Origin of the sequence: Spirosoma pollinicola (assembly GCF_002831565.1) — a bacterium.
GTDB lineage: Bacteria > Bacteroidota > Bacteroidia > Cytophagales > Spirosomataceae > Spirosoma > Spirosoma pollinicola.
In genome coordinates, this window is record NZ_CP025096.1 from 1133452 (window position 1) to 1159031 (window position 25580).

Below are 25580 nucleotides of genomic sequence, written 5' to 3' on the forward strand. Positions count from 1 at the left end.
CGCGTGCATATGTATGTTGGGTGCGGGTCCAAAATGTGAGTGCAAGGCAGATTACCTGTGACAGTGGAACCAGCCCGAAAGGAAAGTTTGGGTTTGTTAGGCATCTTCTCGTTGACAGTGCGAACGCTTAAGAATTATATTATTTACAATTGCCTTTATTGTAGAATGACTCAGAAGCCTGAAATTTTTCCAGACCATTTTTTCCAGATCATTGATTCAGGTTGGTTTGAAGATGATGGAGGCATTGAGTTTGTCAGCTTCGAGTACACTGAAGACAGTATTACAATAGAATTTATCCTCCATTCAGGAGATGAAGAGATTGTAAATCAGAGTTGGCAGCTACAGGTCGGCAATCTCAAAGCTCATAAAATTGTGCCTGTATTTACCTCTGTCATATCCTTCCACGATGACCATTTCTTGTTGTGGGAGTTTACCGACAGGCAAACAAGTCTATACTTTACGGACAAAGCAGAAAATCCAGACAAGTTGCTAGCTGATATTTTTAGATTTCACTGTCAGTATTTTGATACGTATATCGAAATTGACAGATACGTTAACAATTGCATGGACTTTAGTTCGCTGTGTCACTCTGATTTAGGCCTTTTTGCAACAGGCCCAAAACAGATTTTGACTGGCTATTATACATGCTTGACAAACCACAACATGAATCCTTATTTCCAATCCGACTATGAACCCGCTTATACCGATTCTACGAAGCCATTGGGCGTTCTCATATTAGGTGAATCATACTTCATTGGTCAGGACTTTATATTGAAGCAAACTTCCAAATTGTAGGCTCTCGCTCCGCGTGGGTAGCATCCCGGTGACAGGCCGCTCGCCCCCAAAGGGAACTTTTCAGCCCAACCAAATGAGTGTGTAAAGGTTCAGGTACGTTTGTTCAGTTAAATAACCTGCTCATCATCAACACTCATGGTTGTTGGGTGCAGTCCCAAAAAATGCTTCAAAGTCAGCGTCCGTGCGACAGGTTGAACGCTCCGGTCGGGTAAGTTTGGGCTTCCATTTTCAGCTGACAGGGTAAACGATGAAATTAGGTAGCTTTGGAACTCTACTAGCCAGCTCTCTGCCGACAGCAGAAACGCCATCGTTAGGCAGGGCTGATAAATCTGCAGAAAATGAAAATTTGTGTTTATTGCGCTTCAAGTGCAAAGGTTGATCGTATGTATTTTGACGCAACAGAAAAATTAGCCCTCGAATTTGTAAAGGCCAAAATAGATGTTATCTATGGGGGCGGGGCGATTGGGTTGATGGGAAAGCTGGCGGATACAATTATTGAGAACGGGGGTAAAATAAAAGGTATTATGCCCAAGTTTATGAATGAAGTTGAGTGGGCGCATAAGAAGGTCGTCGATTTCGAGTTCACCGATAGCATGCATGAACGGAAAGCAAAATTTTTAGAAGATATTGACGGACTGGTAACGTTGCCAGGCGGCAGTGGGACTCTGGAAGAACTCTTGGAAGCCATCACGCTTAAGCGGCTTGGGCAGTTTACAAAACCAATTATCATTCTGAACACGAATGGATTTTATGACCCATTACGGACGATGCTTGAGAAATGTGTTAGTGAACAGTTCATGCATGAGAAGCACTTGGAAATGTGGTCGTTTGTTGATAATCCTGAAGAGGTGATCGATAGTATTATCAATGCACCCACTTGGGAACAAAGTGCTATAAATTTTGCCACGAACAAGTAAGTTTTTCTCGCTTTATAGTCTCCCGTCGACAGGAAGCATGTCCTGAAGGCAGGCTTTCAGTCCAGTTCAATGAGTGTGTAAAGGGTCAGGTACGTTTGTTTGCTCAACTTATGCGGCTACCATCAGCACTCATGGTCGTTGAGTGCGAGTCCTCATACTGCTTCCAGTCCCAGCCTCTAAATGACAACCCCAACGCCATAAGCACAGTCAGACTCTTCAGACAGTACCTGTGCGACAGGCATGAAGTTACCTACTCCCCTATAATGCCTTCCAGTGCCAACCATCCTTCAGCTTTCGCTATACAGCCATTTCGCTACCAGCTTTACATAGCGGGGCATGATAACAAAAGTCATGAGTGCGACGATGATGTTACTTGTGATGAACGGTTTTACGAAAGGGAACTGTAATACCGGTAAAGCCGAAGCAATAGGGGAGAGGAACCACGATACGAGGACCGATAACGGAAAAATGGCCGATAAGGTGATCAGAAACTGCTTGTAAGGTGGGGCGGCTTTTCTGTTTTGTGATGGAGTAAACCAGTATTCGAGTCCTGTTTTTATGTCGATCGTTTCGGCTGTGTTCAGGAACGGGCGCACCTTCTCTACCATCTGCCGACGTGTGTCGGATTCCAGCCAGGTACGCAGACTCGCTTCCGATGCGAAATGAAGGACGATGGTATACGCTTCGCTCGCTGCGTGCGGCCTGATGATATTTACGCCCCGATGTCCCTCTGCCTGCTGCGCCAGGGGCACAATTTCTTTTAGCCAGTTTTCGTATGCGGGAATCTGGTTTTTATAAGGACGCTGAACAATAATTGTCGTAACGGCACTGTCAATGTCGATGGGGGTAGGCGCTGACATACTAAACGTTCGTTTTTAGGAAGCTATTCAGCTTACGGTTCAGCTTAAATAAATATACTTTTAATCGTACATCCCAAATATATAAACGGAGTCGATTTCGTCAATAGACAAGAGGTAGATTTCGATGGGTAACAGGCTTTACGTATAGCCTGATCAGGTAGTCGTTATCTTCTGTTTTGTTTTAACCACCTTCATGAAATTCAACCGTTTATTTCTCCTACTTCCCCTCTTGCCAGTCCTTTTTAATTGTACCAATACTCCTGCAACACCGCCCCTGGTTGGCACATGGGAACTGGTTTCGGCAACGACGACGGAAAAAGATTCATCCTTTTCGACCTTTGACCCGACGCATAAGATGATCAAAATCATCAATGCCACCCACTTTTCGTTCCTGAATCACGCTATCAACGGTGACTCATCGGCAACCCGATTTAGTGGGGGCGGGGGCAAATATACCTTGGCGGACAGTGTATACACCGAGAACCTGGAGTACTTCACGGACAAGGCGTGGGAGAATAACAAGTTTCCGTTCGTTGTAAAAATTGTTGGTGATACGCTCGTTCAAAAAGGAGTTGAAAAAGTAGAGAAGTTAGGCATTGACCGAATAATAATTGAGAAGTATAAACGCGTGACGGACTAACGTTAGCCTTTCGGAAGTGCCCATTTGTCGTTCACTAAAACACCAAACAGCCGTGGAAGAAAATAAAGTTGATCGAAGAAAATTCGTTAGTGATTTAGCCCTGTACACCATCGGCGCTGGTGCGTTGGCGGTGCCAAAGCCCGGCTTTTCGGCTCCAGTCGTATATGCCGGAAATATCAATCACATTGGTCCACAGGCAGGCTTTAGTCCGCAAATTGGTACGTTGATTTCTATGCTGGATTGGGTAACGAACAGCGTTATCAACTACAATTCCAAACTGACTGTGGAGCAGTTGGATTATTTGCACGATAAAGAGTCCAACACCATTGGTTCGCTGATGCTTCATCTGGCGGCTACGGAAGTCGTTTATCAGGACCTTACATTCCATAACCTTCCGGATTTTTCGCCCGCCAACAAAGACAAATGGGAGGTAGCGATGAAACTGGAAGATAAAGCTCGTGAGCAGATAAAAGGCAACCCGTTGAGCTACTATAAAGACGCGTTTGCCGAAGTCCGCGCAACGACCAAAGCGGAAATGAAAAAGCGGGACGACGCCTGGCTGTTATCGGGTGAAACCAAAGACTGGGACTGGAACAATTACTGCAAGTGGTTTCACGTAACGGAGCATTACGCCAACCACCGGGGGCAAATGACCTGGTACGCCAAGCGGATACCCAAGTGAATGAAAAGGACATGAAGCAAGAATTAGCCCTACGCATACAGCTAGAAAACCCACCCGCAGACGTCGATTTTAGCCTTCAGAAAGGGAGTGGAACGAACTATACTATCCTTCAGAAACAAAGGTCTGGTACGCAGGCTTTAGTATTCGAGTGTACAGTTGCTGTAAAATTGGGCGCTGATAACCAGCCCGATTTCGCTGGAGTTGTCGTTCAGGGAACCCCAGCGAATCGGTTTATTTATATCAACATCGGGAAAAGTGCCGGACAGTTCGACTCTATCTGGAGTCGTCGGTTAAAGATTCCGCTAAAAGGGATTACGACCGAAATGATTGAGGAGACTACGGACGATTCGTCTCTGGTTTTGGAGACGAAAGTTCCGGGAACAGGAAAGGATGGGGGACCAGCCTGTGGAACCGTGAAGCCGTTCAACGGATGGTATCTCGCTGCGAATACTTCATCTACTTCTTCAACAGTTCCTTAAACGCCTTTAGCCGCACTACCTATTCCCGAACGTGAATGGTACTTTCACGGAGCCGTAAGAATGTGCCGTTCCGACTGGAGAAATCCGCTCTGATTTCGGCTGCCAGTGAGAGAGCGATTTCTTCGGGCGACACGGCCCCAATATCCAGGCCCACCGGTGCGTGGATGCGGGAAAAGTCGGCGTCGTCAATGGGGTTGCCTTCATCAGCTAGTTCAGCCCAGATGCGTTCCGAGCGGACACGCGGCCCCAACATGCCAATGTAAGGGGCGTTAGTGGACAGAACTTTCGGTAAGTTTTGCTTATCACTTTTGTAGTCGTGTGTCATCAAGACAACGGCCGTATGGGCATCGAAAAGAATAGTTGAGAAGTTTTCGGGGAGAACGATTTCATCCACGAGAGCCACAATTTTTTTGTTGACCTTCAGCGGATTCGCAACCACGGTTACCCGCCAGCCAAGTTCTTTAACCAGGCGCGTGAGCGGGTAAACGTCATATTGATGTCCCCACAGCACCAGATGAATTTCGGGAGATAGTATCTCAATAAATACGTCCAGTTCCTGTCCGTCCGGGCTGTCAAACCGGTAGGGGGCAGAAACCCCTTTTGTGATGCGTGCCTGTATTTTTTCGTCCAGCTGCGCCTGCAAAGTTGCGTGGTCAAGCACGTCGAGGCTGGCAGAATTGGTATATCGTATTACTTCACCTTCTTTAATGGAAGGCCAGTTCCCTTCCAGACCGGTAATGGTAATGAGGACATGCGTTTGGCGACGTTCGTTCATGCAGTTTTTGAGTACTTCGACAGGGTTCTTTTTATCGGTAAAATCAAGGGGTGTAAACAGTACGTCGATGATGCCATTACACCCTAAGCCAACGCCTATCTGGTGTTCATCGTCGGTAGTGGTATCGTACGTGATTTTAGACGGAGAGGCTTTCGCAATGGCCAATCGGGCGCGTTTAAGGGCATCGCCTTCCAGGCAACCCCCGCTAATACCGCCAATCCACAGCCCGTCGCTCATGACCAGCATTCGCGCACCCGTGCGCCGATACGAGGAACCTTCTACCCGCACCACCGTCGCTAAAGCGGCCTGCGTAGCGTGACGATCCAGGTGATCATAGCCGTCGATAATTGCTTTAATCTCTTTCATTTATGAATAAATATATCGGAATCTGCCCCGAATGTGACGGCTGCTACGTCACAGCATACATATACGTTTGGTCTTTATACGTAACGACATGTTCGGGGCGGTCTTATCCACTGGAATAAAACAAACAGAATTTAGGGCCAAATTGTCTTATCCATCGCTATTTTCCGGCAAATTGGTTGGCTTCTGGTTGTCAGTGAAGCCTGTTTACAACTGAAACGATGTGCCGGATAGCGGCTTCGACTTCCGCTTCGGTAGTGAACCGGCCTAAGCTGAACCGTAGCGAACTGTACGCTAAATCGTCTGACAGCCCCATCGCTTTCAGCACGTGCGATGGATCGGTAGACGCCGACGTGCAGGCCGAGCCGTTCGAGACCGCAAGCTCGTTTAATGATAGTAGTAATAACTCACCATCCAGCCCCGCAAAGCAGATGTTTGTCGTATTTGGCAGGCGAAACTGACGACTTCCATTAACCGTCGCGTTGGGCAACTGAGCCAGAATCCCGGCTTCGAGCTGATCGCGCAGGGCCGAAATACGGCTTGCTTCATTTGTCAACTGGAGCTGGCATAGACGGGCCGCTTCGCCAATACCCACAATGCCCGGCACATTGAGTGTTCCGGAACGTCGACCCCGTTCATGCCGTCCACCATCCTGCTGGGCTGTTAGCATGGTGGACTTGCGAACTACCAGTGCGCCAACGCCTTTTGGGCCATAGAATTTGTGGCCCGACAGGCTCAGCAAATCAATGGGGCTACTGGCAAACGAAAGGGGGATTTTGCCGACGGCCTGGGTAGCATCGGTATGAAACAACACACCGTGTTTGTGGGCTACTTCACCAATAGCCTGAATCGGTTGGAGGACGCCCGTTTCGTTGTTAGCCGCCATAACGGATATCAATAGCGTAGTCGGTTTAATCGCCCGTTCGACCTGATCTGCCGTAATGAGTCCATCGCTGTCTGGCCGAAGACAGGTGATCTCCGCACCCTGCCGGGCCATATGTTCGCAGGTATCCAGAACGGCTTTATGTTCGGTTGCAATGGTGATGAAGTGGTTGCCTCGCTGCCGGTTTGCTTCCCATACCCCTTTAAGGCCCAGGTTGATCGACTCAGTTGCCCCACTCGTAAAGGCCACCTCTTTCGGATCGGCATCCAACAGACGGGCGAGCTGCTTCCGGGCTTTATCAACGGCCTCTTCCGCTTTGGCACCGAAGACATGCGTGCGCGATGCCGCATTACCGAAATGCAAGCCGAAGTAAGGCAGCATACTTTCCAGTACAACGGGGTCAACAGGTGTGGTGGCGTTATAATCGAAGTAAGCCGGGTAGTTCATTATCGTCCTGGTTTGTTGTTATGACACCATTCGACCATTGGAAATTCAGATAGATTAATTTTTTTGCCAGTCAATGTTTTATAAGGTGCTAAGGACAGACCAGCAAAAGTACGTACACGCCAGTTTTTATCGTCTAAAAGCCAAAATGCAGCGTTATAGTAGCCTGACAGTTTAATGATAGAGGTTGAAACGTAATGGATTAGCAAAGTGCACATACACAATTCGTTAGCAGTCAGATTGAATTATTCTGTAAATTCGGTGTTTTTGACATACATTATTGCACGTACTCATGATTGAAAGACCCCTGACAGACTGGTTGCCTCTGACGATGAAAGAAGTCGAAAAGAGAGGTTGGGACGAAATTGATATCATCCTCGTATCGGGAGATGCATATGTAGATCACCCAGCTTTCGGTACCGCTGTAATTGGCCGCATCATGGAAAGCGAAGGTTTTCGCGTAGCCATTATCGCCCAACCCAACTGGAAAGACGATCTGCGCGACTTCAAAAAGTTTGGCAGGCCCAAATATTTCTTTGGCGTTACGGCCGGTTGCATGGACTCCATGGTTAACCACTACACGGCCAACAAACGCCTGCGCTCCAATGATTCCTATACGCCCGGTGGCGAAGCGGGCTTTCGGCCCGATTATGCCACTATCGTCTACACCAAAATCCTGAAAGAACTGTACCCCGATGTGCCGGTACTGCTGGGCGGCATTGAGGCCTCTCTACGTCGGGTGACTCATTATGACTATTGGCAGGATCGGTTAATGCCGTCCATTCTGGTCGATGCCGGGGCCGATATGCTGGTGTATGGTATGGGCGAGCAACCCCTCCGCGAAATTCTGAAACTGTCGCGGCAGGGCGTCCCGTTCTCGTCGATGCGGAACATAAACCAGGTGGCCTTTATGCACGACGCCAACAGCGAACTGCGCGATTATAACGAATGGAATTCGGTCGAGCTGGCGAGTCACGAGGTTTGTCTGGAAGATAAAATTAAATACGCGGCTAACTTCAAAATTGTTGAGGTTGAGTCGAATAAGTGGCAGGCTAACCGGATTCTTCAACAGGTTGGCGATCAGATACTGGTTATCAATCCGCCGTTCAAGACGATGGATGAGGTTGAAATTGATAAATCATTCGATCTGCCGTATACCCGTCTGCCCCACCCGAAATACAAAAAGCGGGGGCCAATTCCGGCCTATGACATGATCAAGTTCTCGGTCAACATGCACCGGGGCTGTTTTGGTGGTTGTAGTTTCTGTACTATTTCTGCGCACCAGGGCAAGTTTGTTGCCTCGCGGAGTGAGAAATCGGTCCTGAAAGAGGTTGAGGAAATTACGAAGCACCCTGAGTTTAAGGGGTACATTTCGGATCTGGGTGGGCCATCGGCCAACATGTATAAGATGAAGGGCAAAGACGAGTCGATTTGCGCTCGTTGCCAGAGTCCGAGCTGTATTCACCCTGTCATTTGCTCGAACCTCGATACCTCACACAAACCCATGACGGAGTTGTACCGCAAGGTCGACGCTAATCCGAAAATTAAAAAGGCGTTTGTCGGCTCGGGGGTACGGTATGATTTGCTGGTCGACGATTTTAATAAAAATAACGCCGACGGCAACCATGACGAATACATGGAGCAGTTGGTTACACGACACGTATCGGGCCGGTTGAAGGTCGCTCCTGAACATACATCCGACGACACATTGCGGGTGATGCGTAAGCCTTCGTTTAAGTATTTTAAGCTGTTCAAGCAGAAATACGACAAGATTCAGGAAAAGCATAACCTCAAACAGCCACTGATTCCGTACTTCATTTCGTCGCATCCCGGTTGCGAGGAGCAGGATATGGCCAATCTGGCTGCCGAAACCAAAGACCTTGGATTCCAGCTCGAACAGGTGCAGGATTTTACGCCTACACCTATGACAGTGGCTGAAGTGATCTACTATTCAGGCGTTCACCCCTATACGCTGAAGCCGGTTAAAACGGCTAAAACGCGGGAGGAGAAACAAGCGCAGAACAACTATTTCTTCTGGTACAAGCCCGAATACAAAAACTGGATTCGGAATCGCCTGAACCAGCTTAAGCGCCCAGACTTAGTAGAACGATTGCTGGGTGGTTCGAAAAACGAGTACAACAAGCCAAAGTATTCCGGGAACTATGCCGGTAAGAAAAAGGGACAGTCTAAATAGTAAATCGGGTATTCACGTTTACGTTTCTTTGGTGTCGGGTTCTCAAACCCGACACCACGAAGGAATGCTGAATTACAACGCAATCGGAACCGCCACGGCTGTGGTATCCCAGCCCATGTACATGACAACGTTTTTGGCGTCTTTTTTTGCGAATTGAATCGAGAAGTTCTCCAGCATATTCTCTGCCTTCTGAACGGGTACGTTTACCCGAACAACATCCAGCGCTTCGTTGTAGCTATAGGCTCCCCATTGATCCACGTCGGAGCTGAGGATGATGGTCCACTCTTTCTCATTCGGTATGGTCAACAGAGCGTAGTTTCCGGCTGGTACTTTTTTGCCGCCAATGGTCACGTCCTGATAAAACTTGATTTCGGGGGCTTCGTTAGCACCCGCCCGCCACACTTTACCATAGGGCACCAATTTTCCGAAAATCTCCCGGCCGTTTTTGAATGGACGATTATACGTAACACGCACCATGGCTTTGTCGGTGCCAATTTTTGCTGGCGCAAACTTGCGGTCATGCGCATAGTCATCCGGGTAATACGCCATGTCCATAGGCGTTTTGTCGAGCCCCCGGAACGTTTGGGCGTTCGTTGCGCCAATGGTCAGGAAAAGTAATCCGAAAAGCAAAGCTACTTTTTTCATAGTGTTTTTGAGAGGGAGAGTTTGTTACAGGTTAATCGTTGTTATGAAAGTGTCTAAATTTCTGAAAATTAGAAGAAGCAGTTAGTCGCGGGATTCAGAAACTAACTCATTCTCCCAGAAATTCTTTTTCCGTTATTTTGATATCATCACCAAATGTAGCCTTGCCCTTATGCTGCAAAATACCTAGTTGTCGTATCGCTCGCTTACGGGCTGATCCATAAATTGAATTGGCAACTCGTTTTCGTTTTTTTTCAAAGGCCATTACTAGATAATTAATTACTCCACTGTCACTGATTTCGCCAGATTCCTCGGCTGGTCTACATTACGACCACGCATCACGGCAATGTCGTAGGCCAGTAGTTGCAACGGAATGACCGATATCAACGGCATAAGAATATCGTGGACGTTCGGAATTTCGATTGTGAAGTCAACAATACCGGGCAGGAGCGTATCGCCCTCGGTGGTGATGGCAATTACGCGGCCTTTGCGGGCTTTTACTTCCTGAATGTTCGAGACAACTTTTTCGTAGGAACTATCTTTCGTGGCAATTACCACTACCGGCATATCTTCGTCGATGAGAGCAATAGGGCCATGCTTCATCTCGGCGGCAGGATAACCTTCGGCGTGGATGTAGCTGATCTCCTTTAGCTTCAAGGCCCCTTCCAGTGCAACCGGGAAGTTCAAACCCCGACCCAGGTAAATGAAGTTGCGTGCGTAGGTGAAGATGTACGCGATTTCCTTAATCTTATCGGCGGCTTGAAGCACTCGTTCGACTTTGGCCGGGATGCTTTCCAACTCGACCAGCAACTGCCGAAACAGTGAGTCTGAAATAGTGCCTTTGCGTTTGGCGGCCGCCAGTGCAATAAGCGTCAGCACCGTTACCTGGGCCGTAAACGCTTTGGTACTGGCTACCCCAATTTCAGGACCTGCGTGCGTGAAAGCCCCGGCGTGGGTTGCCCTCGCAATGGATGAGCCAACCACGTTACAAACACCGAAGATGATAGCGCCCTTTGACTTGGCCAACTCGATGGCCGCCAGGGTATCGGCCGTTTCGCCCGATTGCGAAATGGCAATAACAATATCGCCTTCCTTGATGATTGGGTTCCGATACCGAAACTCTGAGGCATACTCAACCTCAACCGGAATCCGAGCCAGTTCTTCAAAAATATATTCGGCTACCAGCCCGGCGTGCCAGGACGTACCGCAACCAATAATGACAATCCGCTTCGATTTGGCCAGTTTGTCCATGTAATCGCGTAGACCGCCCAGTTGCAGCGTGCCTTCCTCGGCCCGAACGCGACCCCGCATGGAATCGGCAATGGAGCGGGGCTGCTCAAAAATTTCTTTGAGCATAAAGTGGTCGAAGCCGCCTTTTTCGATGGCTTCCAGCTCCAGCTCCACTTTGTGAACGTAAGGCGTTGTGGTCGTATTATCGAGCGTTACAACGGTCAGTTCGCCGTTTTTGATAACTGCTACTTCGTAATCGTTGAGGTAAATGACGTCTTTCGTGTATTCAACGATGGGCGTGGCATCCGATGCCAGAAAAAACTCACTCTCACCAACGCCGATAACAAGGGGCGAGCCTTTGCGGGCGGCTATCAGTTGGGTTGGGTCGGTTGTGTTCATAATCACAATGGCATAAGCGCCCACAACTTCCTGCAAAGCCAGCCGAACGGCTTCTTCGAGTGTACCACCGTTGTTTTCCCAGATGTCTTCAATAAACTGACCCAATACTTCCGTATCGGTTTCGCTACTGAACGTGTGCCCTTTTTTGATCAACGCCTGCTTAATGGCCGCGTAGTTTTCAATGATGCCATTGTGAATAATGGCCAGCTTGCGGTGGAAGGAATAATGCGGGTGAGCATTCACATCGTTGGGTTCGCCGTGAGTGGCCCAGCGGGTATGTCCCATACCAATCGTGGAATACACGTCTTTTCCTGCTAACTCCTGCTCTAAAGCCGCTACTTTGCCTTTTTTCTTATAAACGCTCAGGCCCTGGCTGTTCACCAGAGCTACACCGGCGCTGTCATAACCCCGATATTCGAGCCGTTTCAATCCTTTTATTACCAATGGACATGCTTCGCGATGTCCTACATAAGCCACAATTCCACACATAAGTCAGTTACTACCGGAACGCCGGTGCGTTTATCTGTTGGGACGGATAAAGAAATATAATCTGGTTTGGGGAGTAAATTAAAGCTAAAAAGCCGGAAACTTCCGGCTTTTTAGAGAGACTTATTTATGACTCGTTTAACATATAATGCTATTACTACTTCCATTAGGTGACAGTAGAAGTAAACTATCCAGCCAGTTGGGTGTAAAGGTTATAATAGCGATCGGTTACGTCTTCGTCCTCTACGGTGTCAAATTTATGTTCCGGAAAATCGGTTAGGATCGCGTTCAGGCTCTCGCTTGTTTCTTCTTCAGCACGAACTACGGCATCGGCATAGGTAGATCCAATTCGGATAAATCCTTCGAAATCAGCGGTTTTTAGTTCGGCTAACATCTCATCGTCAATATCCATCATCCGGGCTTTTTCGATAATGTCGCCCGCAAATCGGTGTTCGAATGAGTTATTGTAAACCGTAAAAACTGACTTCGTGTCCTTAAACATTGGGTCGTTCTTGTAGGTCGTTTTAAGATAGAGTGGAATCAGGGCTGTCATCCAGTCATTGCAGTGAACGATATCGGGAGCCCATCCTAATTTTTTTACCGTTTCAAGAACACCCTTGCAGAAGAAAATTGCCCGCTCGTCGTTATCGTCATAGAAGCGGTTCTCCTTGTCATGAAAAACATATTTCCGCTGGAAGTAGTCTTCGTTGTCAATAAAATATACTTGTAATTTGGCTGTTGGGATCGATGCTACCTTGATAATCAGTGGTTTTTCATCATCTCCCACGGCAATGTTAATCCCCGACAACCGTACCACCTCGTGCAACCGGTTTTTGCGCTCGTTAATAAGTCCAAAGCGAGGCACCAGAATTCTAATTTCCATTCCGCGTTCCTGCATGGCCTGAGGCAATTTGCGGACGAAATCAGCGACGTCAGACGTTTTCAGGAAAGGGTTAATTTCACTGGCAACGTAAAGGATGCGGAGTTTGCTCATAAGATAGGGAAAGCGTGTGCTGTCTGAGTGAACCAAAAAAAACTTGCAAAATTATACAAATTTTTCCCGTATTTCAATACATTTTGTGCAAAAAAGATGCGCTTGCCGTATCATTGCACCCCCGAAACAGAATTATTTATTATGCATCGCTTTGATACGGTTGCCGCGCTTCGTCAACACCTGAATTCTATTCGTTCTGAGCAAACAATTGGTCTGGTACCAACTATGGGTGCCTTGCACGAAGGCCATATTACCCTGATCGAAACGGCTCGCCGGGAGAATGACGTTGTGGTGAGTAGCATCTTCGTTAACCCCACTCAGTTCAACAATCCCGATGATCTGGCACGCTACCCGCGCACCTTGGAAGAGGACTGCGAAAAACTGGAAGCGGCTGGCTGCGATGTAGTTTTTGCCCCCTCGGTATCAGAAATGTATCCGGAAACGCCCCTGCTGCGCATGAACTTTGGCGAGTTGGAAACGGTAATGGAAGGGGCTTTTCGGCCGGGTCATTTCAATGGAGTAGGCATTGTAGTCGCCAAATTATTCAACATCGTTCAGGCCGACCGGGCCTATTTTGGCCAGAAGGACCTGCAACAGGTAGCTGTGATCCGGCGGCTTGTTCGCGACCTTAGCTTTCCTGTTGAACTGATTCGTTGCCCAACCGTTCGGGAGCGCGATGGGCTGGCGATGTCGTCGCGCAATCGGAACCTGACCGAAGTGGAGCGAAAGCAGGCCACAACCCTGTTTAAAGCCCTTACACTGGCTCATGAGCTATTGACCGAAGGTCTTGATGTTGAGCAGGCGAAAGCGGCTGTAACGGGCTTATTTGCCGACAACCCTCATTTTCGGTTAGAGTATGTCGACGTGGTAAATGCAAACACGCTTCAAGTGGCCAGTGAGGTACTGGCACCGGGCCAAACCGCCATTTGTCTGGCCGCCCATTTAGGCAAGGTGAGGTTAATTGATAATCTGGTATTTTGAGTGGTACGAGCTCTTATCTTAATCAACAATCCGAAACATCATCTTTGCTTTCTCCCGCGACAGCGAATTGAAATGCCACCATTCAAACTCAATGGAGCTAAATCCCCCTTCTCGCATGGCTGTGCGCAGGATGTGCCGATTGTCGATTTGCTTTTGTGTCAACTTGCCTGATTTGAGTAGTTCATCCTCGCGGGAAGGGTAGGCCAGTTCACCAAAAAAATCGTACTTGGTTCCCATGTCCAATGGCTTACCGTCGGCAGTGGCAACGGTTAAATCAACGGCACAGCCATAGTTGTGAATAGACCCTTTGCGTGGGTCGGCAACGTATTTCTGGCGTTCGTGTTCGGGTAAGTCGGGGAGCGCATTCCAGAGCTTCCACTGCGCCGTGCGGGGACGGGCCGCGTCATACACCAGTAACCGAAGGGTAGGGTGATGGGCTTGCAGGTATTTGCTGGCCTCGGCGAGTTTTTTTGCCGCCATTGGTTGCATGTAGGCCCGCGTCAGGTCGCCATAAACGTCTTTCCCCACGAAGTTATCGGTGGTCGAATACTTGAGTTCGACCAGAATTGTGGGGTCAACTTTCTGTACATCCACAAGGCCTTGTTTAGCCATAGCACTTTCTGTAGTCTGCGCCTGTAGCGTTGTGACAGAGAGATACACCGAGAAAACACAGAGATACACGAAGATTCTCTGCGCATCTCTGTACGTCTTCGTGAATCGCTGTATCGTAATTTTTTTACCGTTCATCATAACGCAAATAACGCCAAAACGCACTACTTTGCCTGCTAAACCGCCCGTAACATGGCCTTAAATTACATTTGGGTTGCCTTTTTTATCGTTGCTTTTCTGGTTGCTCTGGCCAAACTGATTTTCCTGGGCGATACCGAAATCTTCAAACTTATTGTCGAAGGGCTGTTTGATTCCTCGAAGGTGGCCGTGATGGATATTGCCTTGCCGCTGGCCGGGGTGATGACGTTTTTTCTGGGTTTGCTCAACATTGGCGAGAAAGCCGGAGCCATCAATTTTATGGCCCGGATCATTGGTCCGTTTTTTCACAAGCTGTTTCCGGAAGTACCCAGAGATCACCCTGCTAACGGGCAGATGATTATGAATTTTTCGGCCAACATGCTGGGGCTTGACAACGCTGCCACGCCCTTCGGCCTGCGCGCGATGGCGAGTTTGCAGGAACTGAATCCGACCAAAGAAACGGCTTCCAATGCTCAGATTATGTTTCTGGTGCTGCACACCTCAGGACTAACCATTATTCCGCTGAGCATCATGGCACAACGGGCTATTCTGGGCGCAAAAGACCCATCGGATATTTTTATTCCCTGCCTGATTGCTACCTACGTTGCCACGGTAGTGAGCATGATCGCAGTAGCGATCAAACAGCGAATCAATCTGCTAAATAGTACCGTATTGGGCTGGCTGGGCGGTATTACCAGCTTGATCGGGTTGGCACTCTGGTTTCTATCGACCAAAACAAAAGAAGAAATTGAGGTCATTTCGAAAGTGACGGGTAACCTCATTCTAATGCTTATTGTGGTCTCGTTTCTGCTGGGGGCAATGCGCAAAAGGGTGGATATTTTCGACGCATTCATCGAAGGGGCGAAGGGCGGTTTTGAAACGTCTGTCCGAATTATCCCGTATCTCGTGGGCATGTTGGTCGCCATTGGTGCGTTTCGAAATTCGGGAGCAATGGATTATGTTATTGATGGATTGAAATACGTGTTCAGCCTGACAGGTATCAACACCGAATTTACAGATGCGTTGCCTGTGGCCCTGATGCGCCCTTTGAGTGGGTCGGGCTCTCGTGCCCTGATGATCGACGCCATGAAACAGTTTGGCCCCGATTCGTTTGTAGGTCGGCTGGCCTGTATGTTCCAGGGCGCAGCCGATACCACATTTTATATCGTGGCTCTATACTTTGGCTCAGTAGGGATTCGGAATTCGCGTTATGCCATCCCATTCGGGCTGTTCGCCGATTTGATGGGTGTTATTGCCGGTATAGCCTTAGGATATTTCTTCTTTCACTGAGCGAAAAAACTCAAAAGTGTGTTAACTGATTAGCTAGCTAACTCAACAAACTAACCGCTTCGGCGACCCTAAATCGAATGAACATTACCCAAGTTCGCGAACACCTGCACCGGTTAATCGACGAGGTTGACGATATCTACGTGCTCAACGGCTTATACCGCAACCTGAACTCTGACAAAATCCAGCGGGAAGCCTACGAAAAAGAGCAATTAGAAAAGGCAAAAAAACAAAGCCGGTCCGGTGAGCGTCGCTCGGGCTAACCTAACTCGCAAGGCCACCTACCGTCAGCGCAATGATAATGGCATTGAACCCAAAAGACAGTACCCCATGAATCAGGGCCGTTCGACGCATGCGCTTTGATCCGATAGATACGTCGGACACCTGACTGGTCATACCAATGACAAAGGAGAAATAGGCGAAGTCCAGGTAATCGGGTTCATCATCGTTCGGAAAGTCTAATCCACCAGACGGTTTTTTCTTGTTTGTGTCATTCCCATAATACAAGTGAGCATATCGGAGGGTAAAAACCGTATGAACCAGAATCCAGCCGCTGGCAATGGCCAAAAGTGCCAATAATCTATTCTGAGGCCAATCGGGTCCATTTTTGTCCGTTGAATCAAGGAGCACAATCACCGCATACAGGCTGGCTACGGCTGCCACAATTACGAATACCAGAATTAGCGTTCGGCTCGAATCTTCAAGCTGCGAAACTTTGGGCAAGTCGCGGGGGTGAGCCACACAAATACTTGCCCACATCAGGGCCAGAATCGTTACGGCAAAGGCTATCCAGACTAGCGTGAAGCGGGCCGCCAGGCTTAAGCTATCGGGGCTGAAAAAGTACGTGATTGCCGCCACCAGAAGGCCAATAAATAGTCGGTGTTGGGAGTCCAGACGAGCAATGAAAGGTGTTGATTTTGCACTCATGTTATCAATAACCAAAAAGCAGAACGCTAAGTACGCCCTTCGCCCCATGTTACCCAAATTTTCGGTTACTGATTACGGCAGCCGTACCTTTACGCCGTCAATGTACCTTAATTATCATGTCCCTACAGACGCAGCGTCATCTGGTCCGAATCGAGAATGAGTCTCTGTCCAAGTCGCAGAAAGAATTCAATCGGTTAACCCAAAAAATTGAACAAAGAAGCGTGGAGCTGAACGATCTGCGGGCGATTTATCAACAGATTCAGCAGCGGGTACAAGCCGATTATCATCCGTTAATTGATCAATATGGTCGTTTACAGGCCGATCTGGTGCGCCTATTCGACCGTGCTTATACCCATGAAGACATCACGAAAATCGAACGAAAGAAGCTTGCCGATTTGATTCGGACAATGGCTTTTGACCTGATTTCAGTCCACGAAATCGACAGCCTGAAGCCTATCTACGACAAATACAAGACTGAGGAGTTCGATGGAGGAACTGATGGGTCAGACGAGCAAGTGCCTAACGGTAAAAGGATTGGCACAGATCCGGATGAGGAGCATTCTGAAATGACCTATGAGCAGGAACTGGAAGCGGCCGAAGCAGAACGTCAGCGACAACGGGCCAACAAACCAAAATCAGCAAAACAACTGGAGCGCGAGGCCAAAAAACAGGCCGATGTACAAAAAACCACGAAAGCAGTGCGAACACTGTACATGGATCTGGTAAAGGCGTTTCACCCTGACCGCGAACCTGATGAAGCCGAAAAAGTGCGTAAAACGGAAATTATGCACCGCGTTATAGCTGCCTACGAAAAAAGCGATGTGCTGGCTCTGTTTCGTTTACAACTCGAATTTGAACGTATTGATCAGACTCATCTGGAAGCGCTCGCCGAAGACCAGCTCAAGTACTACAATAAAATTCTTCGGCAGCAGGCACAGGAGCTGGACGATGAGTTTCTGGCGCTACAAAAGGAACTAGCTACAATAACAGGTAAAGCAACGTTTACGGCCAGCTCCCTGGTGGGTTTTGAGATCAGCCTTAACACCGACATTGCTCAATTGAAGCGGGATATAAAGCAACTGAAAAGTGATTTGAAAATGCTTGCTAATATGGATATATTAAAACAATGGCTGAAAAGCTACAGGTAGAATAGCGCTATCTATATGGCTTGTTTACCAGTAACGGGTCAATTAAACGCGAATCTGGATAAAAAAGAATAACCTTTCAATTTCTGTAATATTCCTCGAAAAATCTGGCTTCTCCAATGATTATACGGTACAGGACGATTTTTTCAAAATTTTCAACAATCTTGCTGTGTTATTTGGCACTCTTATAGCCTGAAGCCGCTTTTGTTGAGAATCATGAAAGATTATATCCGACCCATTAATCGTTTGCTTGTCGCCAATAGGGGCGAAATAGCCATCCGCATCATGCGGGCTGCCACCGAATTAGGTATCACCACTGTGGCCGTTTACACCTATGAAGACCGGTATTCGCTTCACCGCTACAAGGCCGATGAAGCGTATCAGATTGGGCGTGACGAAGACCCCTTGAAACCGTATCTAGATGTCGAAGGCATTATTATGCTGGCCAAACATCACAAGATTGATGCTATCCATCCGGGCTATGGTTTTCTTTCCGAGAACGTAAAACTTGCCCGTCGGTGTCGTGAAGAGAATATCATATTTGTCGGGCCATCGCCGGAAGCTATGGACGCGCTGGGCGATAAAGTGCGAGCCAAAAACCTTGCTACCACAGCAGGCGTTCCTCTTATTCCTGACTCGCGCGAGGAGAATATGTCGCCTGAATTCGCGCTGACCGAAGCCGAACGAATTGGTTTTCCGATCATGGTGAAAGCGGCTGCCGGTGGCGGTGGGCGTGGCATGCGTGTGGTGCGGCAAGCCGAAGAATTTGAAAAGGCGTTTGCCGAAGCCAAAAACGAAGCACGTAATGCGTTTGGCGACGATACGATTTTCCTGGAAAAATTCATTGAAGAACCTAAGCACATTGAGGTGCAGTTGCTCGGCGATCAGCACGGCAACATCGTTCACCTGTATGAGCGCGACTGTTCGGTACAACGGCGGTTTCAGAAGGTTGTCGAAGTGGCTCCGTCATTTGGGTTGAAGCAGGAAACAAAAGACAAACTCTACGCCTACGCCCTGCAACTAGGCCGGGCGGTAAATTATTCCAATGCCGGAACGGTCGAGTTTCTGGTCGATAAGGCCGAGAATATTTATTTCATTGAGGTAAACCCACGTATTCAGGTTGAGCATACCATTACCGAAGAAGTAACAGGTATCGACATCGTTAGAACACAGATTCTGATTGCGATGGGCTATCAACTGTCCGACAACGGCATTTATATTAACCATCAGGACGATGTGCCGCTCAACGGCTACGCGATCCAATGCCGCATTACGACCGAAGACCCGGCCAATGGCTTCAAACCTGATTTTGGCACGATAACGGCCTACCGGAATGCGGCTGGTTTCGGTATCCGTCTCGATGAGGGAAGTAGTTATGCGGGCATGAAAATCTCGCCCTACTTCGATTCCATGATCGTGAAAGTTTCGGCACGGGGACGGACGCTGAAAGGCGCTACCCAACGCCTGACACGGGCCTTGCTGGAGTTCCGGATTCGGGGCGTAAAAACGAACATTGGCTTCCTGCTCAATGTAATCAGCAACCCGGTTTTCCAACGGGGCGAAGCGCGTGTTTCGTTCATTGAAACCCACCCCGAACTGTTTGACTTCCGCAAGCCGCAAGACCGCTCGACGCGCGTACTCAATTACCTCGCCGAAGTGATTGTGAACGGCAACCCGGAGGTTAAGAAAAAAGACGATAGCAAGGTGTTCAGAACACCAATTGTACCGGCTTTTGACCAGTATAGCCAATACCCGGCGGGTAACCGTGACCGACTGAATGAACTGGGACGCGAGAATTTTTCGAAGTGGGTTCTCGATCAGAAAAGTATACTATATACCGATACGACCTTCCGCGATGGGCACCAGTCGTTGCTGGCTACCCGCGTTCGAACACAGGATTTACAGAAAGTAGCTGAAGGCTTTGCCAAAAATCACCCCGAACTTTTCTCAATGGAAGTTTGGGGCGGTGCGACCTTCGATGTGGCCATGCGCTTCCTGTATGAAAGCCCGTGGAAACGTCTGGAAGCTTTACGCGAAGCCATGCCGAATATGCTGCTGCAAATGCTGTTTCGGGGTTCCAACGCGGTTGGCTATTCGGCCTATCCCGATAACCTGATCGAAAAATTCGTTGAGAAATCGTGGGAAACGGGCATTGATGTGTTCCGTATTTTCGACTCGCTCAACTGGGTCGAAGCCATGAAGGTAAGCATGAAGGCTGTTCGCGAACGGACAAATGCCATTTGCGAAGCCGCTATCTGTTATACCGGCGATGTGCTCGATCCGAACCAGAAAAAGTACACACTCCAGTATTATCTGGACATGGCTCGTCAACTGGAAGATGAAGGCGCACACATACTTGCCATTAAAGACATGGCAGGTTTGCTCAAACCTTTATCGGCAGAGGTACTTGTTCGTGAACTGAAAAAGGCGGTCAGTATCCCCATTCACCTGCACACGCACGATACGCCGGGCATTCAGGCCGCTACTTACTTAAAAGCCATTGACGCCGGTGTCGATATTGTTGACTGTGCCCTGGGTGCTTTGTCAGGGCTGACCTCTCAACCGAATTTTAATTCGGTAGTGGCCATGATGCAGGGGCACGAACGGGAGTGTGACGTGAATCTGGCATCGCTTAATGCCTACTCGAACTATTGGGAAGACGTTCGGGAGTATTACTACCCATTTGAGTCGGGAATGAAGGCGGGTAGTGCCGAGGTATACGAAAACGAAATTCCGGGTGGTCAGTATTCGAACCTGAAACCACAGGCCATCGCTACCGGTCTGGGCGATAAATTCGAGACGCTGAAAAAGAACTACTCGGTTGCTAATCAACTCTTTGGCGACATCGTTAAAGTAACGCCATCGTCGAAAGTGGTGGGCGATATGGCTATTTTTATGACGGCCAATAACCTTACTGCCAACGATGTACTGACGCGCGGTGATTCGCTGTCATTCCCCGAATCGGTAAAAGAACTGATGAAAGGGATTCTGGGTCAGCCAGTTGGCGGCTTCCCTGAAGAAACGCAGCGTGTTATCCTGAAAGGTGAAGAACCCATCACTGGCCGCCCGAACGAGCACCTGAAACCCATCGACTTCGATGCCGATTTCAAAGCTTTCCAGGAGAAATACCCGCAGTGCGACGGCTTTTTGGATTACCTGTCGTATCAGATGTACCCCAAGGTGTACGATGAATATTACAAAGCCAATGTGCAGTACGGCAACGTCAGCATTATTCCGACGCCTGCGTTTTTCTATGGTTTGAAAGAGAACGAAGAGATTCTGATCAACATCGAAGCGGGTAAAAATATCCTTGTTCGCTTGCTATTCAGATCCGAGCCGGACGAGTTTGGTATGCGAACCATTACGTTCGAACTAAACGGCCAGAGCCGGCAGGTGCAGGTTCGTGACAGAGCCTCGAAAGTTGAGAAGCAAATGAATGCCAAAGCGACCAAAGCGGGCGACATTGGCTCACCATTACAAGGCCGCCTAACCCGAATCCTGGTAAAAGAAGGCGACGTCGTTAAGAAAAACCAGCCTCTGTTTGTGATCGAAGCCATGAAAATGGAGAGCATCGTGGCCGCTCAAAAAGAGGGTAAAGTGGCAAAAGTTATCCTGAAAGAAGCGACTACGGTCGAGCAGGATGATTGCGTACTGGAACTGGCGTAAAATAGTATGAAACAGCCAGCCGGGTGGCCGGAGCCAGAGGCTGTTTCATACAATAATCTTCATCAACATGTGTACAAGACTTTCGACAATTGGCTTTCTACTACTTGTTGGCCTGACGGTAAGAGCACAGGTAAAGCCCCAGGCAGGTATATGGCGGGGTGTTTTCACACTCGCTGGTGGCCATACCGCGCCTTTCAACTTTGAACTGGCCGGAAAGGCCGCTTATTTGCTTAACGGAGCTGAACGCTTTGACTTAAAGAACGTCGTTCAACGGGGCGATTCTATTTTCCTGCCAGTCGATGTGTATAATACCGTGCTGGCAGCAAAAATCGTGGATGCCCAAACGCTGGTTGGCGTATTCAAATCGCTCGACCCGCAGTCGCAGGGCGCTGGTGTTCCTTTTCGGGCCGAGTTTGGGAAACGATACCGTTTTGTAGAGCAACCCGCAACGCCCACAGTGAGCATGCATGGCAAATGGGACATTGCTATTGATGAGAATGTTAAGCTGATTGGGGTGTTTGACCAGCGAGGCAGCAAACTAACGGGCACATTCCTTAGCACCGGTGGCGACCTTCGTTATTATGAAGGCTCGGTACAGGGCGACGAATTTTCGCTCTCAGCTTTCGATGGGTCTAATCCCCAATTGTTTACCGGTAAAATCAGCGGCAATGAGTTAACGGGCAGTTTTATTAATCGGCGGCAGGTTCGGTTGCTCAAGGGCACCCGCAATGCAAAGGCATCATTGCCAGACGCCTACGGGATAACGACCATGAAGGCTGGTGTACCTTTCACGTTCACCTTTCCCGATGCTTTTACAGGCAAACCGGTTTCATTGAGCGATCCGAAGTATAAGGGTAAAGTTGTCATTGTTACGACCTTGGGTAGCTGGTGTCATAACTGCATGGACGAAGCTGCTTTTCTATCGCCCTGGTACAAGGCCAACAAGCAACGGGGTATCGAAATTATTGGCTTGGCGTTCGAGGCTAAAAACGACCCGGCTTTTGCAAAGGCCAGGCTCGAAACAGTCAAAAATCGTTACCAGATAGACTACGACATACTTTTTGCTGGTATTGCCGATACTAAACATGCATCGGAAGTGCTGCCTGCCCTGAGTGAAATGTCTGTTTACCCAACAACCATTTACGTGAAGCGCAATGGCGAAGTCGCCAAAGTGCATACTGGCTATTCAGGCCCCGCCACGGGCCAGTACTACGAAGAGTTCGTAAAAGAATTCAAGGCAGAAATGGATCAGTTACTGAATGAATCTGCTTCTGTTGAAAGCAGTAGAGTGACAAATAAATAACCGACCTCATTACTTTACCTTTTACTCAAACATGAGTCATCCCAAATTTTAAAAGACTTGGCTCGCTTCACATCTCCGCATGAGCGAGGTGGGTGAGCCGCCAGCCAGTTGGTGCCGTAGGTACCTAATGTTGGTAGCCATCGGCCCCCTATGACCGCGGCTGCGTGCCGTAGGTACGCTACACGCGTATTTGGTGGCGTACCTATGGTACGCAGTCGAGACAGATTGCGGGCTATTTTCTACAAAGATTTGACCCCTATGGGGCCAATAAAAAGGGCAAGCTCAGGGGTAAGAAAATTCGGGATGACTCATGTTTTCTTTTATTACTGCTATTTCAGATAGGTATCCAACCACTCGAAAATGGCTTGCCGGTTAAAATCGCTATCGAACATGGTGCCATAATGCGGAGCCCCTGGCACGATGATGAGCCTGTTTTTAACCTGAGCAAGTGTTAGCCACGAACTTAGTAAAACGGATTGCGCGGCTGGCACCGACTCGTCTTTCTCTCCCTGTATAATTAAAAACGGTGGGTCATTCCTGTCAATATAGGTAACGGGACTGGCTATTTTCGCCAGATCAGGCCGACGTAATGGCGAGGCACCCAGCAAACGACTTTCCGAAGTCACTACAGACGTGTCTGATAGGGGAGCATCCCGTCGCATCAGGGCCAGAAAATCGGACGGACCATAGAAATCCACGACTGTTTTAATGCGAAACGAAGGCTTTTTTCGGTTTATGTAAAAGTCCGATATGGAATTGTTGGCAGACAAGGCCAGCAATGACGCCAGATGCCCGCCCGCCGAAAACCCGACTAAAGCAATTCGATTTCGGTCATAGCCGTATTTGGCGGCATTCTGGTATAGGAACTCCAGCGCCTGATTACAGTCCTGAATCTGAGCCGGAAATGGTGCCGTTGTACTGTACCGATAGTCGATAGATGCGAAGGCATATCCTTTTTCCAGAATTGATCGAACTGTATTTTTCATGTAGCTCATGTCGGCATACTTGTCGTTGAGCATCCAGGCACCCCCGTGTACCCAAACAACCAAGGGCGGTTTAGACGCCATTTGAGCGGGTAAATAGATATCCAGTAAATGCCTTTTCAAGGTATCACCGGCATAGGGCACATTCGCAATGAAGCGAGTATCTGTCGGAAAAATCGACCTGACCGGATTGGTAGGTTGTGCCTTGCAAAAGGTAACAACCAGTAGCAAACAAGGCAAAGCAATATGGCGTAGTGTCCGATTTAGCATAATCAGTGTTTGAGGTTGCGTAAAGGTAAGTTGCTGGACGATAGATAATCCCTGTAATGAACCTGTTACTGGCTAACTAATCAATACACATGTCTATAACTGACTTCTGGCTACTCCCGATGAACATCTTTAAAGCGAAGCATGTCTCCCAACCGCAGTTCTTTCTCTTCATCGAACCCACAGGTTGATCGAAATTCTTTGGGATTTTGATACGTTCCAAACAGCATATCCCACCATACAATATCGCCATAGTTGTGGGTATGTTTTTCATACTCGTGATGAATACGATGCATTTCGGGCCGTTGAAAAATATAGCCGACCCATTGAGGTGTTTTTACGTTAGTGTGGTAAAAAAACTCACCCAGAGCCGTACAAAGTGTATAAATGGCTCCTGCTTCAGCAGTTAACCCCAGTAATGTGTAAACCAGTAAACTGCCAATGATCGAATTAACAGTCATTTCGAGCGGATGCTTATAGAATGAGGTAATTACTTCCAGTCGTTGCGGGCTATGGTGAATCTGGTGGAAATGCGTCCAGAGAAAATCAACCGTATGCCGCCAACGATGCCACCAATAGAAAATGAATGTAGCGATAACATAGGCAATGCAGCCGCCACCTATATTTCCTGTATAGGCAGACAGATGAAAAACGGAATAAGCTGACAGCCACTTCTCCCAGGTAAATCCGGCCAGCACAACGATAATCAATTGTACGAAATTGATCGCGAGCACGCGAATTGTCCAGGTAGGCACATTAGGGAGTTTCCAGCCGGGAGTAAGCCGCTCCAGAATAAAGCAGGCTATAAAAACGCCAAAAATGATAGGTAACATAACGTTGTTGTTTTAGTGAATCAATACCCCAAAACAACTAGGTAAGGTTTACCAAAACATTGACGAACATCAATTTCGCTGCCCTCTCAGGCGACTGAGAGTTTCGGGCGAAATGCCCAGATGTGAAGCTATATACTTGAGCGGTACCCGTTGGAAAATAGCAGGGAAATCAGTCACGAGCTGTTGATAACGTTCGGGGGCGGCCTGCATTCGTAAATTCTGCGTGCGCCCTTCACTTAACACGTAATATTTTTCAGTGAGAAGTCGACCAATGGCATTGAATTCGGGAAAGTCACGATAGAGTTGTTGTAATTGATCGTAGGTGATTGACCACAAAATACAGTCTTCCAGGAGTTCAATATATTCCTGTGCGGGCTGGCGGCTGTAAAAACTGACAATTGAAATAATAAAGTCATTTTCCCGCATAAACCACGAGGTAACTTCTTTTCCGTCGCCCTGACCACCCATTTTTATATAATACCCGCGCACTACGCCCTTTTCAATAAAATAGATACGGTCGGAGCGTTGACCCGGTTGCAAGAGCCAGTGTTTGCGCGGCAATACATCCCGATGAAGCAGCTTTCCCAAGCCTTCTTTCAGGTCGGTTGATATGGGCCAAAACGTATTAATTAAAGTCAGTAACTGGTTCATATTTGAA

At 48.3% G+C, this 25580-nt stretch carries 23 protein-coding genes; 12 read left to right on the forward strand and 11 right to left on the reverse strand.

All coding sequences use genetic code 11. The annotated features are described in order from the left end of the window. Nucleotides 1–165: 165 nt before the first annotated feature. Together CWM47_RS04925 and CWM47_RS04935 are read left to right on the forward strand one after the other, a co-directional pair. Nucleotides 166–795: a hypothetical protein gene (locus CWM47_RS04925; RefSeq protein WP_100986757.1), complete on the forward strand. Its 630-nt coding sequence runs from the start codon at nucleotides 166–168 to the stop codon at nucleotides 793–795. Nucleotides 796–1133: 338 nt separating this feature from the next. Next, complete coding sequence (locus tag CWM47_RS04935) at nucleotides 1134–1712, forward strand: LOG family protein (protein WP_100986762.1); 579 nt, start codon at nucleotides 1134–1136, stop codon at nucleotides 1710–1712. A gap of 287 nt (nucleotides 1713–1999) precedes the next feature. Here CWM47_RS04935 and CWM47_RS04940 read toward each other — a convergent pair whose 3' ends face one another. Next, nucleotides 2000–2572 carry an antibiotic biosynthesis monooxygenase gene (locus tag CWM47_RS04940; protein ID WP_100986765.1) on the reverse strand — a complete coding sequence of 191 codons (573 nt, stop codon included), beginning with the start codon at nucleotides 2570–2572 and terminating at the stop codon, nucleotides 2000–2002. A gap of 193 nt (nucleotides 2573–2765) precedes the next feature. Between CWM47_RS04940 and CWM47_RS04945 the strand changes: the two genes are divergently transcribed. Genes CWM47_RS04945 through CWM47_RS04955 form a run of 3 tightly spaced genes read left to right on the forward strand, consistent with a single transcriptional unit; the run spans nucleotide 2766 to nucleotide 4373 of the window. Beyond that, complete coding sequence (locus CWM47_RS04945; protein WP_240625712.1) at nucleotides 2766–3212, forward strand: hypothetical protein; 447 nt, start codon at nucleotides 2766–2768, stop codon at nucleotides 3210–3212. A gap of 52 nt (nucleotides 3213–3264) precedes the next feature. Next, a complete protein-coding gene (locus tag CWM47_RS04950) occupies nucleotides 3265–3894 on the forward strand; it encodes a mycothiol transferase (RefSeq protein ID WP_240625713.1) in 630 nt (209 codons plus the stop codon). Nucleotides 3895–3905: 11 nt separating this feature from the next. Beyond that, on the forward strand, nucleotides 3906–4373 hold the full coding sequence (locus CWM47_RS04955; protein WP_100993738.1) for a DUF5990 family protein: 468 nt from the start codon (nucleotides 3906–3908) through the stop codon (nucleotides 4371–4373). A gap of 19 nt (nucleotides 4374–4392) precedes the next feature. Here CWM47_RS04955 and CWM47_RS04960 read toward each other — a convergent pair whose 3' ends face one another. Beyond that, nucleotides 4393–5514, reverse strand: coding sequence for an XdhC family protein (locus CWM47_RS04960; protein ID WP_100986767.1), 1122 nt, complete (start codon nucleotides 5512–5514; stop codon nucleotides 4393–4395). Between the two features lie 190 nt (nucleotides 5515–5704). Further along, nucleotides 5705–6841, reverse strand: a complete 1137-nt coding sequence (locus CWM47_RS04965; RefSeq protein WP_100986769.1) for a cysteine desulfurase family protein — start codon at nucleotides 6839–6841, stop codon at nucleotides 5705–5707. Nucleotides 6842–7130: 289 nt separating this feature from the next. Here CWM47_RS04965 and CWM47_RS04970 point away from each other — a divergent pair, with 289 nt between their 5' ends. Next, entirely contained in the window at nucleotides 7131–9032 is a 1902-nt protein-coding gene (locus CWM47_RS04970) for a YgiQ family radical SAM protein (protein ID WP_100986771.1), read from the forward strand. Between the two features lie 72 nt (nucleotides 9033–9104). Here the strand turns inward: CWM47_RS04970 and CWM47_RS04975 are convergent, their stop codons facing one another. The 3 genes from CWM47_RS04975 to CWM47_RS04985 form a co-directional block, all read right to left on the reverse strand. Then, nucleotides 9105–9677, reverse strand: a complete 573-nt coding sequence (locus CWM47_RS04975; protein ID WP_100986773.1) for a DUF2911 domain-containing protein — start codon at nucleotides 9675–9677, stop codon at nucleotides 9105–9107. 276 nt (nucleotides 9678–9953) lie between these two features. Beyond that, nucleotides 9954–11792, reverse strand: coding sequence for a glutamine--fructose-6-phosphate transaminase (isomerizing) (gene glmS, locus CWM47_RS04980; RefSeq protein WP_100986775.1), 1839 nt, complete (start codon nucleotides 11790–11792; stop codon nucleotides 9954–9956). Between the two features lie 184 nt (nucleotides 11793–11976). After that, nucleotides 11977–12783 carry a glycogen/starch synthase gene (locus CWM47_RS04985; RefSeq protein ID WP_100986777.1) on the reverse strand — a complete coding sequence of 269 codons (807 nt, stop codon included), beginning with the start codon at nucleotides 12781–12783 and terminating at the stop codon, nucleotides 11977–11979. Nucleotides 12784–12924: 141 nt separating this feature from the next. On the opposite strand from CWM47_RS04985, the gene panC reads away from it, so the two are divergent. Next, nucleotides 12925–13764: a pantoate--beta-alanine ligase gene (panC, locus tag CWM47_RS04990; protein WP_100993739.1), complete on the forward strand. Its 840-nt coding sequence runs from the start codon at nucleotides 12925–12927 to the stop codon at nucleotides 13762–13764. An 18-nt stretch (nucleotides 13765–13782) separates the two neighbouring features. On the opposite strand, the gene CWM47_RS04995 is transcribed toward panC, so the two are convergent. Then, nucleotides 13783–14514 (reverse strand): M15 family metallopeptidase, encoded by a 732-nt coding sequence (locus tag CWM47_RS04995; RefSeq protein ID WP_100986779.1) that lies wholly within the window; start codon nucleotides 14512–14514, stop codon nucleotides 13783–13785. Between the two features lie 51 nt (nucleotides 14515–14565). Here CWM47_RS04995 and CWM47_RS05000 point away from each other — a divergent pair, with 51 nt between their 5' ends. Together CWM47_RS05000 and CWM47_RS05005 are read left to right on the forward strand one after the other, a co-directional pair. After that, nucleotides 14566–15801, forward strand: a complete 1236-nt coding sequence (locus CWM47_RS05000; protein WP_100986782.1) for a nucleoside recognition domain-containing protein — start codon at nucleotides 14566–14568, stop codon at nucleotides 15799–15801. 77 nt (nucleotides 15802–15878) lie between these two features. Next, nucleotides 15879–16061, forward strand: coding sequence for a hypothetical protein (locus CWM47_RS05005; RefSeq protein WP_100986784.1), 183 nt, complete (start codon nucleotides 15879–15881; stop codon nucleotides 16059–16061). Nucleotide 16062: 1 nt separating this feature from the next. Here CWM47_RS05005 and CWM47_RS05010 read toward each other — a convergent pair whose 3' ends face one another. Beyond that, nucleotides 16063–16725 carry a DUF1345 domain-containing protein gene (locus CWM47_RS05010; protein WP_100993740.1) on the reverse strand — a complete coding sequence of 221 codons (663 nt, stop codon included), beginning with the start codon at nucleotides 16723–16725 and terminating at the stop codon, nucleotides 16063–16065. A gap of 116 nt (nucleotides 16726–16841) precedes the next feature. On the opposite strand from CWM47_RS05010, the gene CWM47_RS05015 reads away from it, so the two are divergent. The 3 genes from CWM47_RS05015 (at nucleotide 16842) to CWM47_RS05025 (ending at nucleotide 22839) form a co-directional block, all read left to right on the forward strand. Continuing rightward, nucleotides 16842–17873 (forward strand): hypothetical protein, encoded by a 1032-nt coding sequence (locus tag CWM47_RS05015; protein WP_100986786.1) that lies wholly within the window; start codon nucleotides 16842–16844, stop codon nucleotides 17871–17873. Nucleotides 17874–18086: 213 nt separating this feature from the next. Next, nucleotides 18087–21536 (forward strand): pyruvate carboxylase, encoded by a 3450-nt coding sequence (locus CWM47_RS05020; RefSeq protein ID WP_100986788.1) that lies wholly within the window; start codon nucleotides 18087–18089, stop codon nucleotides 21534–21536. Nucleotides 21537–21603: 67 nt separating this feature from the next. Beyond that, nucleotides 21604–22839, forward strand: coding sequence for a TlpA disulfide reductase family protein (locus CWM47_RS05025; protein ID WP_100986790.1), 1236 nt, complete (start codon nucleotides 21604–21606; stop codon nucleotides 22837–22839). Nucleotides 22840–23168: 329 nt separating this feature from the next. Here CWM47_RS05025 and CWM47_RS05030 read toward each other — a convergent pair whose 3' ends face one another. From CWM47_RS05030 to CWM47_RS05040, 3 genes are all read right to left on the reverse strand, one after another. Beyond that, nucleotides 23169–24092 (reverse strand): alpha/beta hydrolase, encoded by a 924-nt coding sequence (locus tag CWM47_RS05030; protein WP_100986792.1) that lies wholly within the window; start codon nucleotides 24090–24092, stop codon nucleotides 23169–23171. A gap of 110 nt (nucleotides 24093–24202) precedes the next feature. Next, nucleotides 24203–24922, reverse strand: coding sequence for a sterol desaturase family protein (locus CWM47_RS05035; RefSeq protein WP_100986794.1), 720 nt, complete (start codon nucleotides 24920–24922; stop codon nucleotides 24203–24205). A 69-nt stretch (nucleotides 24923–24991) separates the two neighbouring features. Continuing rightward, nucleotides 24992–25573: a Crp/Fnr family transcriptional regulator gene (locus tag CWM47_RS05040; RefSeq protein ID WP_100986796.1), complete on the reverse strand. Its 582-nt coding sequence runs from the start codon at nucleotides 25571–25573 to the stop codon at nucleotides 24992–24994. Nucleotides 25574–25580: the final 7 nt, after the last annotated feature.

Bases quoted from the DNA above. Each gene is read 5' to 3' on its own strand.
- CWM47_RS04925 (WP_100986757.1), top strand. From the start codon at position 166: ATGACTCAGAAGCCTGAAATTTTTCCAGACCATTTTTTCCAGATCATT.
- CWM47_RS04935 (WP_100986762.1), top strand. From the start codon at position 1,134: ATGAAAATTTGTGTTTATTGCGCTTCAAGTGCAAAGGTTGATCGTATG.
- CWM47_RS04940 (WP_100986765.1), bottom strand. From the start codon at position 2,572: ATGTCAGCGCCTACCCCCATCGACATTGACAGTGCCGTTACGACAATT.
- CWM47_RS04945 (WP_240625712.1), top strand. From the start codon at position 2,766: ATGAAATTCAACCGTTTATTTCTCCTACTTCCCCTCTTGCCAGTCCTT.
- CWM47_RS04955 (WP_100993738.1), top strand. From the start codon at position 3,906: ATGAAGCAAGAATTAGCCCTACGCATACAGCTAGAAAACCCACCCGCA.
- CWM47_RS04960 (WP_100986767.1), bottom strand. From the start codon at position 5,514: ATGAAAGAGATTAAAGCAATTATCGACGGCTATGATCACCTGGATCGT.
- CWM47_RS04965 (WP_100986769.1), bottom strand. From the start codon at position 6,841: ATGAACTACCCGGCTTACTTCGATTATAACGCCACCACACCTGTTGAC.
- CWM47_RS04970 (WP_100986771.1), top strand. From the start codon at position 7,131: ATGATTGAAAGACCCCTGACAGACTGGTTGCCTCTGACGATGAAAGAA.
- CWM47_RS04975 (WP_100986773.1), bottom strand. From the start codon at position 9,677: ATGAAAAAAGTAGCTTTGCTTTTCGGATTACTTTTCCTGACCATTGGC.
- glmS (WP_100986775.1), bottom strand. From the start codon at position 11,792: ATGTGTGGAATTGTGGCTTATGTAGGACATCGCGAAGCATGTCCATTG.
- CWM47_RS04985 (WP_100986777.1), bottom strand. From the start codon at position 12,783: ATGAGCAAACTCCGCATCCTTTACGTTGCCAGTGAAATTAACCCTTTC.
- panC (WP_100993739.1), top strand. From the start codon at position 12,925: ATGCATCGCTTTGATACGGTTGCCGCGCTTCGTCAACACCTGAATTCT.
- CWM47_RS04995 (WP_100986779.1), bottom strand. From the start codon at position 14,514: ATGATGAACGGTAAAAAAATTACGATACAGCGATTCACGAAGACGTAC.
- CWM47_RS05000 (WP_100986782.1), top strand. From the start codon at position 14,566: ATGGCCTTAAATTACATTTGGGTTGCCTTTTTTATCGTTGCTTTTCTG.
- CWM47_RS05005 (WP_100986784.1), top strand. From the start codon at position 15,879: ATGAACATTACCCAAGTTCGCGAACACCTGCACCGGTTAATCGACGAG.
- CWM47_RS05010 (WP_100993740.1), bottom strand. From the start codon at position 16,725: ATGAGTGCAAAATCAACACCTTTCATTGCTCGTCTGGACTCCCAACAC.
- CWM47_RS05015 (WP_100986786.1), top strand. From the start codon at position 16,842: ATGTCCCTACAGACGCAGCGTCATCTGGTCCGAATCGAGAATGAGTCT.
- CWM47_RS05020 (WP_100986788.1), top strand. From the start codon at position 18,087: ATGAAAGATTATATCCGACCCATTAATCGTTTGCTTGTCGCCAATAGG.
- CWM47_RS05025 (WP_100986790.1), top strand. From the start codon at position 21,604: ATGTGTACAAGACTTTCGACAATTGGCTTTCTACTACTTGTTGGCCTG.
- CWM47_RS05030 (WP_100986792.1), bottom strand. From the start codon at position 24,092: ATGCTAAATCGGACACTACGCCATATTGCTTTGCCTTGTTTGCTACTG.
- CWM47_RS05035 (WP_100986794.1), bottom strand. From the start codon at position 24,922: ATGTTACCTATCATTTTTGGCGTTTTTATAGCCTGCTTTATTCTGGAG.
- CWM47_RS05040 (WP_100986796.1), bottom strand. From the start codon at position 25,573: ATGAACCAGTTACTGACTTTAATTAATACGTTTTGGCCCATATCAACC.